Here is a 9,866-nt window from a genome sequence, read left to right on the forward strand (position 1 = left end):
TGCCACAATTGGGGATCGTCACGAACCCAACGACGGCTTCGATTACGGCCTTGGTAATTTTCGAAGGTGCGATGTTAGCCGAAATCGTTCGTTCAGGTATTGGCTCAGTTGATCCAGGTCAAATGGAAGGTGCCCGTTCAAACGGTATGTCATACAGCCAGGCAATGTATCACGTTGTTATGCCACAAGCTTTGCACAATATGATTCCTGCACTTTTGTCACAGTTCGTATCACTGGTTAAGGATACTTCACTTGCAACGATCATCGTGTTGCCAGAACTTCTTTACCACGCACAAATCATCTACAGTCAAAACACGACTTACTTGATTCCGATGTACGTGATCATCGCTGTAATGTACTTCATCATCTGCTTCTGCTTATCACAAGTGGCCAACTACTTACAAAAGAAGTACAACAATTAGTGGTTATAATCTTATTCAAAAAAACTAACTCATGCTACTATGGTGGTATGGGTTAGTTTTTTTAGTAGGAAAAATATTATGGGCGTAAATGAACGATTAACCGACCGTGAACGGGTTGAATTAACTAAAAAATCTTATGAACATTTGCAACTAGGCGATAATATTACGATTGGTCCGTATTATATTGGTACAGTTTGCCGGGTTGAACACGCTAAAGATGGGATGAGTGCGTTTGTGATTAGTAGTCCCAGTGAAATCACGATTTTGTTTAAGGGATCTTACGGTATTAAAAAAGGTACACCGCAGACTTGGCGTGATGAATGGTTTAAAACGAATATCCCTATTTTGAGGGCGATGCTATCACAGGAAAGACGCATTCCGAGTCAGTTAAAGACGGCAAGCACGTTTTTGAACCACGTGATTAATCAATTTAGAGGAAGCAGATTCTATATTTATGGGCATTCCTTGGGTTCAATTAATGCGCAGTTTGCTTTGGCTAATTGCAGTCATCCGGAGGCGATAGCGGCAGCTTATTTGTATGAAGGTACCAATATTTGGTTGCTTCTTACACCAAAGGAGAGAAGACGTGTAGCACAGATGCGTGAGCGGATTTTTAACTACGTGGATATTTATGATCCGGTGACTTTGGGTATTACGGAAACGCACCATATGGTTGGTAAATTATGCTATGTCGATAGTGAGCCAATGCAGCCGATTAAGCAGCACATGTGGGGCGGCTACCAGTTTAATCCGGATGGCAGCTTGAAGTTGCGTAAGATTGACCAGGCGTTTTTAGCAGAAAGCCGCAGTGAGCATAAGCTGCTTAGCCGGTCGGGTGAATTGACGGACTTTATCGAAAAAATCAGCTCTAGCGATGAGATTAAGAAGATGGCAACGGAGAAGATAGATGAGCTGACGAAGCGCTATCCAGATCATAAGAGTCTGGTGAAGTTGGCTGAACTATTTAAGAATGAATTGTTAAAGGATGAAGATAAGTGAAACTAGATGAATTAGCAGCAAAGCAAGTAATTAATGATAAAGTGATTGATCATTTCGATGAAGATTTTTATGGCGACTTTTATGATTTCTTCGTGAACTTTATGAAGTTCAAGGAATTGACGGGGCAAATGAAGAAGAACCCTGATGAGGTGGAATTCGTTTTTTATTTGAAAAATGATGATAATCATTATGGCTATAAGTTGGTTTTTGATCATGATTTACGGTTTTTGCCCGAGGAGTCGGATATTAGTGCTGCAGTGCTTGGAGCAGAGTCGGTGGAAGATTTTGAGAAGAGTAGGGATGTAGTGATTGAGGAGTTTGCGCGGAAGTTTAGTGCGGAGAATCAGCATGATTTGATTCAGAATTTTAATGTGGAGATTGGTAAGCTCTTTGATAAGTATGACTTGGGTAAGGATAATACTTGCTATGTGTTGAGGTAGGAAATAATTCCCAATAGTGGGAATTCTGTACACTAATTTTCAAAATAATGGTGTAATTTAGTATGGGCTTTGAGTGAATAATTTAGAGTCCGACATTCTGACCACATAAAAAAGGGCATCCTTCACGGATGTCCTTTTGCTTATCTAAATTAATCTATCTTTATTGCTTCCAAGAAGCGTCAAGCTTAGCCTTACCGGCCTTAATATCACTGGTCCAGTTTTGACCCTTGCTTGCCTTAGCCAAAATATTTTGCATATTTACATTAACTTGGTCATATGCAGTGATGGAATTCTTAGTAACAGGTAAGAAGTAAAGTTTCTTAGAAGTCTTAGATAAAATTGCTGGAATCTTGCTGTCCTTAGCTTGTTGGTAAGCTGAGTCGTTCAAAGCAGCAGTGTTAACTGGCATGTAACCAGTTTGCTTTGCCCAGTAAAGTTGTGATGACTTAGAAGTTAAAAACTTAAGGTACTTGAATGCGGCAGCCTTTTGCATTGCGCTAGCCTTCTTGAACATGTAGATGTCAGTACCTTGTTGTACGTTCATTTGACTTGGACGAGGAGCTACACCATAAACATAACCCTTCTTAAGTCCTTGCTTCAAGTATGCTTCGTTAGCAGTAGAACCGATGAACATGGCAACTTGACCATTGTTGAATGGAGTTGACATGTACTTTTGTGTACCAGCTTGCATGAAGTAGCCAGCCTTAACACCATTTGCGTAGTAGTTGATAGCCTTGACAGAATCCTTAGTTGCAAAGTTCAAGTTCTTGTTGAAGTCCTTGCCGTAAGTTTCCTTCATTTGCATCATGTAGTAGTTGTTAAGTGCGTCGAAGCCCATACCGCGTACCTTGTGGTGACTCTTACGGTAAATTTCAGCAGATGCACTAGCAAGTTGACTCATGTTGCTTGGTACCTTTACGCCATATTTATCAAGCAAAGTCTTGTTGTAGAAAAGTACTTCAACAGACTTGTTAAATGGTACACCGTATTGAGTACCGCCAATGTTGGCACCATCCCAAAGTGCCTTCTTAATCCCACTGTTCTTGTATGAGCCCCAGCCGACTGACTTGTTGTTAACGTATGGAGTTAAGTTAACAAGCATGTTGTTCTTAGCCGCATTGTAAAGCCAACCTGGGTAAGCTTGCGTAATAGTTGGCAAGTCCTTTGGTGATTGTAAACCTGACACAAGCTTTGCTTGCAAGTCAGAGTAGTTACCACCTTGGCTTTGCAACTTAATGGTGATGTTAGGGTTCTTCTTTTCAAAGTCCTTAGTTAACTTTTTTAAAGCACTTTGTGAAGTACCAGTTAATGAATACCAGAAGTTAACAGTAGTCTTCTTGCTGATCTTAGTAGGGATCTTTGCAGAAGAACTTGAACTAGAATTATTATTGTTTGAACATGCACTAAGTCCAACTAAGCCAAGTGCTGCTGCACTAACAAGTGCGAGCTTTTTGTAGAATTTCATTCTTTTTTTGCCTCTCAATATTTCTTTCCTTCAAGTAGAAGTTTAACATAATTATACGTACTATTCATAGACAAATTTAATATAATATTTTTAAATTGATAATAGAGAAAATAGATATCAAGATGAGATTTAGTAGTTGATTTAGCAGGTGAGAATTATGGATAAAAACCCTTTAGTTTATGAATATTCAATCGGTAAGCGTAAGCCTTATGACTACGACTACGGCAATCGTCAAGGTAACCAAAGCGCTGGCTGTCCCTTTTGTGATGTACGTCATTTAGTTAATATTTTCGATAAAGACGGTGACAAGATCTGGCTGAAAAACAAGTACCCAACTTTGAAGGATACCGATCAAACAATTTTAATCGAATCAAGCGACCACCAAGGTGATATTTCCACTTATACGCGTGAAGACAATCAAGAATTGATGAAGTTTGCCTTGAAATGTTTCCAAAAGATGTACAATTCAGGCAGATACAAGAGTGTGTTATGGTACAAGAACTTCGGTCCCAAATCCGACGGTTCTTTGACTCACCCACACATGCAGATCGTTGGGCTTTACCACAAAGATGGTTATAACGACATTGAGCCTGATAACTTTAAAGGCTTTGAGGTGGGCAAGTCCGGTTCAGTTGAAATGAATTTATCCGCTTATCCTGTGCAAGGCTACCAAGAAGTGAACATTATTACACGTGACAATACGAACTTAGATACCTGGGCTGATTTAATTCAAAAGGGGACGCAATATGTTCGTTCAGTTTTGTCACACGGTGTAGATTCCTACAACTTATTCTTTTATCCAATTAACGATGGCGAAGGTACTTGCTGCAAGATCATCCCACGTTTTTATGCTTCACCTTATTTTGTTGGTTACAAGATTTCGCAAGTCGACGATTCCGATACTTTAAAGTGGGAAGCCGAACGTCTCAAGGGCTTTGTAAACGGCGGTATTTTACATTAGGATTTCAAAAAACGCATTCGAAATACTGAATGCGTTTTTTTGTTATAATTAGAAAGGATTAAATACATTTCTAAGAAGGGATGCTCATGAAGAAGATTGTAGTTATTGGATCAAGCAATGTTGATACCACATTGCACGTAAAGGATTTCCCAAAACCTGGTGAAACGATTAATGCCACAGATGTTACTACTGCTGGTGGTGGTAAGGGTGCTAACCAAGCCATTGCTGCAGCTAAGAGTGGCGCAGAGACTTACTTTATTAACCGTGTAGGTGAAGACAGCGATGGTGGCTACATTACCCACCAATTGAAGAGCTACGGTGTCGACACCACTTATGTTCAAACCACGATGGGTGCCAAGACTGGCCATGCTTACATTACTTTAAATGAAGCTGGTCAAAACGATATTATTATCGACCACGGTGCCAACTATGAATTGACCGTTGAAGATCTTAAGGCCGCTAGCGATTTGATTAATAATTGGGACTGCATTATTGCTCAATTTGAAACGCCAATTGATGTTACTACTTCAGCTTTCAAGATGGCTAAAAAGGCAGGCAAGGTTACTATTTTGAATCCTGCTCCTGCAATTGATAAGATTCCAGCAGACTTATTGAAATATACTGATATCATCATGCCCAATGAAACTGAAAGTGCTAAGATCACAGGTATTCCAATTAAAGATAATTCTACTTTGGCTACTAACGCTGAAAAATTGCACTTGCTTGGCGTAAAGAACGTCATTATTACTTATGGTGATAAAGGTGCATATATTTCTACACCAGATGTTGAAACATTAGTACCGGCTTACAAGGTAGATGCTACCGATACTACTGGTGCCGGTGACACCTTTATCGGTTACTTTGCAAGTAACTTGAATGCCGATATGTCTAACTTTGAAGAAGCTGCTAAGATTGCTAGCCGTGCTTCATCAATTGCTGTGCAACGTTTGGGTGCACAACCATCAATTCCTACTGAACAAGAAGTAAAGCAAGCAATGGAGGATGAGGAATAATGGATAAGACTGAGCAAGATCGTTTGAAAAAAGAAGTTGCCGAAAAAGCAGCCGACATGGTAAAGAGCGGGATGATCTTAGGTGTTGGTACTGGATCTACTGTCGCATTTTTCATTGATGCTCTGGGCAAACGCAAGGATGAAGATGGCTTAAAACTTAAGGCCATTGTTACTACCAGTAACAGAAGTAAGAAGCAACTTGAAGGCTTAGGCTTTAAAGTTAGTGAACTTGCGGACATCGATCAGGCCGATTTGACTGTTGATGGCTCAGACCGTGTTGCCGACAACCTTGATGGTATCAAGGGCGGTGGCGGTGCTTTAACCCTTGAAAAGAACGTTGCCATCAACTCAAAGAAGATCGTTTGGATCGTTGATGAATCTAAGTTGGTTCACCGTTTGAGCGGATTCCCTCTTCCTGTTGAAGTATTACCAATCTCTTGTGAGCAAAACTTCAGACGCTTTGAACAAGAAGGTTTGAAGCCACAATGGCGGATGGATGGTGACAAGCGTTACATCACTCACTATGGTAACTACATCATTGATTTAGCAGTTGATCCAATTCCTGCCCCTCATGGTTTAGCAGACTACCTTGATCATACTGTTGGTGTAGTTGAACATGGTTTGTTCCTTGATATGTGTGATGAAGTAATTATTGCTCATAGCGATGGTACGATTGAAGATAAGATTAAATAATAATTTTTAGCAAAAATGGTTAACTTTAACCATTTTTTATTTTGCTTTTTTAATATCTTTTGTTAAAAATATATTTTTATTGTAAACACTGGATTAATTATCTATACTAGTGAAGATTTTATTTTTAAGTGTTGTAGAGGATTATTAGACATGAATAAAATTACTAAAAAGCAAAAGATGAGTTTTGAGGGATTGTTGATCGCCATAGGTATTGTGTATGGTGATATTGGAACAAGTCCGTTATATGTAATGAAATCAATTGTGACTGAAAATGGCGGGATTGCCAACGTTAATCGAGAATTGATCGTTGGTTCAATCTCGTTAATTCTTTGGACAGTAACTTTGTTGACTACTGTCAAATATGTCATGATTGCTTTGAAGGCAACTAATCATGGCGAAGGAGGAATCTTCTCTCTTTATGCTTTAGTTAGAAAAAGAGCCAAGTGGCTGGTTATCCCGGCTCTGATTGGTGGTGCAGCTCTGCTTGCCGATGGTACTTTGACACCAGCAGTGACCGTTACCACTTCGATTGAAGGGTTAAAGAATATGCGCTTTGGTGATGTGATTCCGGTTCCTTCTCAAGAAGTTGTAATTATGATTACTATCATCATTTTGGTAATTCTATTCTCAATTCAGAGGATGGGAACCAGCGTTATTGGTAAAGCATTTGGTCCAATTATGTTGGTATGGTTTACCTTTTTAGGAGTAGTTGGCATTGCTAACTTGAGCCATGATTGGAGTCTTTTGGAAGCGATTAATCCCATTTATGCTATTCGAATTTTGTTTAGTCCAGCTAATAAAGTCGGAATCCTAATTTTGGGTTCTGTCTTCTTGGCTACTACTGGTGCTGAAGCGTTATATTCGGATGTTGGACACGTAGGTAAAGCGAATATTATGGGCTCTTGGCCATATGTATTTGTTTGTCTTTCATTAAACTACCTAGGCCAAGGCGCTTGGATTTTGCATAATGCTAGCTATCATGCTGGTAATGGTGACTTCAATCCATTCTTTGAAGTTGTTCCTAGCAATTTGCGTCTTTTTGCCATTGCCTTGGCTACGATCGCAGCTATCATTGCTTCCCAGGCATTGATTACTGGATCGTTTACTTTGGTCGCTGAGGCCAGCAGTTTAAAGTTTTTACCAAGAATGAATATTATTTATCCTTCAACTGAAAAAGGACAAATTTATATTCCATCAATTAACAAAATGATCTGTGTGGTAACTGTAGCAATTGTGTTCTTATTCAGAACTTCACACCACATGGAAGCAGCATATGGTTTGGCAATTACTGTCACTATGTTGATGACTACAATATTATTGTTTGAATACTTGGGTAAAAAAGGCAAACCACTTTACTTACGCTTGATCTTTTTGATTGCATTTGCTTTTATTGAAGGGATGTTCTTAATCTCCAGTTTGACTAAATTCTTACACGGCGGTTACGTAACTGTTTTAATTGCTGGCTTTATCTTGGCAATCATGTATGTTTGGTTTTATGGAAATAAGATTCGTGATAAGCGTGAGGCTAAGAATGCTTACGTTCGTTTAGACGAATATACCGATATGCTTACTAACTTAAGTCACGATGAAGATTACCCAACTTATGCAACCAACTTGGTTTACATGGCCAACGTTAAGTACAACAAGTTCATCAAACGTGAAATCTTGTACTCTATTTTGGATAAACGTCCTAAGCGTGCTAAGGCTTACTGGTTCGTCACTGTTAACGTAACTAACGAACCATTCACTGCCGAATATGCAGTTAATACATATGGCACTAAGAACGTGATCAACATTCAGCTTTATTTAGGATTTAAGAAACAAACTAGCGTTAACGTCTACATTCGTCAGATCGTTCATGATTTGATCGCAGACAGTACGATTGAACCTCAACCCCAGAAATACACCACCACCCCAGGGCGTGATGTAGGTGACTTCTCCTTCGTCATTGTTAATGATGTAATTAGTCCATTAACTAAATTGACTGGTTATGAGAAGTTTATGGTCGAGGCTAGAGTCTGGCTGCAAAATCTATCTTCTAACCCAGCTTCTTGGTTTGGTTTAGAGTATGCAGATACTGTGGTAGAACGAGTACCATTGATCTTAGGCAAGCATCAAGAAAGCTATATTAAGCGAATTAAGCCTAAGAAACAAACTAAAAAGTAAATGAAAAAAGGCTAGCCAAGCTAGGCTTTTTTCATTTAGATTAGATCGAACCACTTTAATTATTGGTTCGGTTTTTGTATCATTAAGGTAATGAATACGCTTAGAAGAGGTAAATTTTATGAACAAAAAACCTTTAATCATTAGTACAGATCCGGGTATTGATGATATTGCAGCAATGACAATTAGTCTTTTTGCCAAAGAACTTGATGTCAGAATGATCGTGCCAACCTGGGGCAACGTTGCACTTGAATATACTTTGCAAAATGCTTTGAATTTGGAAAAGTTTTTGCATACTAAAGTTCCTGTAGTAGTGGGGGCCGATCAACCGTTAGTTGCACCAATGATTAGTGCAGCATCAGTACATGGCAAAACGGGCATTGCTGGTTTTGATTTTGAAGAAGCAGATCGCAGTTTGGTTAAGCCAGGCCTTGCCGCAACTGTCATGGCTGAAGAAATTAAGAATAGCCCTGAAAAAGTAACTTTGCTTGGCATTGGTCCATTAACTGATTATGCTTTGCTATTTAAGCAATACCCAGAAGTAAAGAAAAATATTGATCAAATTGTGATCATGGGTGGTAACATTGGTCGCGGTAATCATAGTCCACTTGCAGAATACAATATTGCAGGAGACCCTGAAGCTGCTCAAGTTGTCTTTCACAGTGGTTTGCCAATTAAAGTGGCTCCCCTTGAAATCGGCAATAAGGCTCATTTAACCCAAGATCAAATGAGTAAGGTAAAGGAATGCGGTGAAGTCGGCAACATGCTTTACTCATTATTTTCACACATTCATGAGCCAGATGGTGATCCTCGCATTAAAATCTATGATCCAACAGCTGTGGGAATTTTACTTCATCCGGAAATGTTTACCCTGAAAAAAGCTAACGTAGAGATTGAATTGCGCGGTCAATTTACATATGGTGCAAGTGTAATTAATTTTATGGATCAAGAAAATGTTAATGCAGAAATTGCAACAGATGTAGATTTAGATCAATTTTCAAAATGGTTTATTGATAGTATTAAAAATTCTGATCAAGGAAGAGAATAATGGCAGATTACGTTTATCGGACAGTAATGCAGGATATTAAACAAAATATTTTAAATAATAAATATAATGGGATGCGGATTCCCGATGAGCGTAGTTTAGCTAAGCATTATGATGTTAGTCGTTCATCGATGAAGCGAGCCCTAGAATTATTGGCCCAGCAAGGAATCGTTTTTAAAAAGCGAGGCAGTGGCACGTTTATTAACCCACTGTATTTAAAAAATCAGGCCATGTTTCGTTATGACGGCTCGAATTTGGGAATCACCGATAGTTTTAAGGTGCCTGGTAAAAAGCAGAAAATAAAGCTGTTAGATTTTCAAGTGATTAAGGCCACTAAGGAAATTGCGGAAGACTTATTTTTAAATGAAAATGCTTTTGTTTATGAATTCAAGCGCCTACGTTTACTCGATGAACAGCCATTTTTGATTGAAACAGGGTATTTGCCTATTAAGATTATGCCGGAATTGAAGCCTGAAACGTTGCAGAGCTCTTTGTTTAATTATTTAGAAGATGAGCAAAGCCAAACCGTAACTAAGGCGTTTTTGAATATTACGGTTGAACCTTCGAATGCTGAAGATCAAAAGCAAATGCATTTAAAGGGAAATGAACCAGTCGGCGTTATGGAGGGTATTTTCTTTTTAGATGATGGAACGCCGTTTGAAGTGT

At 39.0% G+C, this 9,866-nt stretch carries 10 protein-coding genes; 9 read left to right on the forward strand and 1 reads right to left on the reverse strand.

All coding sequences use genetic code 11. The annotated features are described in order from the left end of the window. The 3 genes from WS44_RS08125 to WS44_RS08135 form a co-directional block, all read left to right on the forward strand. A partial coding sequence (locus WS44_RS08125) for an amino acid ABC transporter permease (RefSeq protein WP_046433984.1) occupies positions 1–422 on the forward strand: 422 nt, incomplete at its 5' end. Between the two features lie 78 nt (positions 423–500). Further along, positions 501–1,421, forward strand: coding sequence for a DUF2974 domain-containing protein (locus tag WS44_RS08130; protein WP_046433985.1), 921 nt, complete (start codon positions 501–503; stop codon positions 1,419–1,421). Continuing rightward, entirely contained in the window at positions 1,418–1,861 is a 444-nt protein-coding gene (locus WS44_RS08135) for a hypothetical protein (RefSeq protein WP_022087402.1), read from the forward strand. Before WS44_RS08130 ends, WS44_RS08135 begins: the two co-directional genes overlap by 4 nt. Positions 1,862–2,021: 160 nt before the next feature. Here WS44_RS08135 and WS44_RS08140 read toward each other — a convergent pair whose 3' ends face one another. Next, complete coding sequence (locus WS44_RS08140) at positions 2,022–3,326, reverse strand: extracellular solute-binding protein (protein WP_014565657.1); 1,305 nt, start codon at positions 3,324–3,326, stop codon at positions 2,022–2,024. 157 nt (positions 3,327–3,483) lie between these two features. Between WS44_RS08140 and WS44_RS08145 the strand changes: the two genes are divergently transcribed. The 6 genes from WS44_RS08145 to WS44_RS08170 all read left to right on the forward strand — a co-directional run. After that, on the forward strand, positions 3,484–4,287 hold the full coding sequence (locus WS44_RS08145; RefSeq protein WP_013437400.1) for a DUF4931 domain-containing protein: 804 nt from the start codon (positions 3,484–3,486) through the stop codon (positions 4,285–4,287). An 86-nt stretch (positions 4,288–4,373) separates the two neighbouring features. After that, positions 4,374–5,300, forward strand: a complete 927-nt coding sequence (gene rbsK / locus WS44_RS08150) for a ribokinase (protein ID WP_013437401.1) — start codon at positions 4,374–4,376, stop codon at positions 5,298–5,300. Next, positions 5,300–5,992 (forward strand): ribose-5-phosphate isomerase RpiA, encoded by a 693-nt coding sequence (rpiA, locus tag WS44_RS08155; protein WP_013437402.1) that lies wholly within the window; start codon positions 5,300–5,302, stop codon positions 5,990–5,992. Before rbsK ends, rpiA begins: the two co-directional genes overlap by 1 nt. Positions 5,993–6,142: 150 nt before the next feature. Next, complete coding sequence (locus WS44_RS08160; RefSeq protein WP_046433986.1) at positions 6,143–8,158, forward strand: KUP/HAK/KT family potassium transporter; 2,016 nt, start codon at positions 6,143–6,145, stop codon at positions 8,156–8,158. 118 nt (positions 8,159–8,276) lie between these two features. After that, positions 8,277–9,203, forward strand: coding sequence for a nucleoside hydrolase (locus tag WS44_RS08165; protein WP_046433987.1), 927 nt, complete (start codon positions 8,277–8,279; stop codon positions 9,201–9,203). After that, the coding region (locus tag WS44_RS08170) for a GntR family transcriptional regulator (protein ID WP_046433988.1) at positions 9,203–9,866 on the forward strand (664 nt) is incomplete at its 3' end. The genes WS44_RS08165 and WS44_RS08170, both read left to right, overlap by 1 nt.

Source organism: Lactobacillus sp. N54.MGS-719, assembly GCF_000980505.1.
Classification (GTDB): domain Bacteria; phylum Bacillota; class Bacilli; order Lactobacillales; family Lactobacillaceae; genus Lactobacillus; species Lactobacillus amylovorus.

What these genes read in the sequence shown, in the direction of transcription:
- rpiA (WP_013437402.1), top strand. Translation starts at nt 5,300, where the DNA reads ATGGATAAGACTGAGCAAGATCGTTTGAAAAAAGAAGTTGCCGAAAAA.
- WS44_RS08145 (WP_013437400.1), top strand. Translation starts at nt 3,484, where the DNA reads ATGGATAAAAACCCTTTAGTTTATGAATATTCAATCGGTAAGCGTAAG.
- rbsK (WP_013437401.1), top strand. Translation starts at nt 4,374, where the DNA reads ATGAAGAAGATTGTAGTTATTGGATCAAGCAATGTTGATACCACATTG.
- WS44_RS08165 (WP_046433987.1), top strand. Translation starts at nt 8,277, where the DNA reads ATGAACAAAAAACCTTTAATCATTAGTACAGATCCGGGTATTGATGAT.
- WS44_RS08140 (WP_014565657.1), bottom strand. Translation starts at nt 3,326, where the DNA reads ATGAAATTCTACAAAAAGCTCGCACTTGTTAGTGCAGCAGCACTTGGC.
- WS44_RS08160 (WP_046433986.1), top strand. Translation starts at nt 6,143, where the DNA reads ATGAATAAAATTACTAAAAAGCAAAAGATGAGTTTTGAGGGATTGTTG.
- WS44_RS08130 (WP_046433985.1), top strand. Translation starts at nt 501, where the DNA reads ATGGGCGTAAATGAACGATTAACCGACCGTGAACGGGTTGAATTAACT.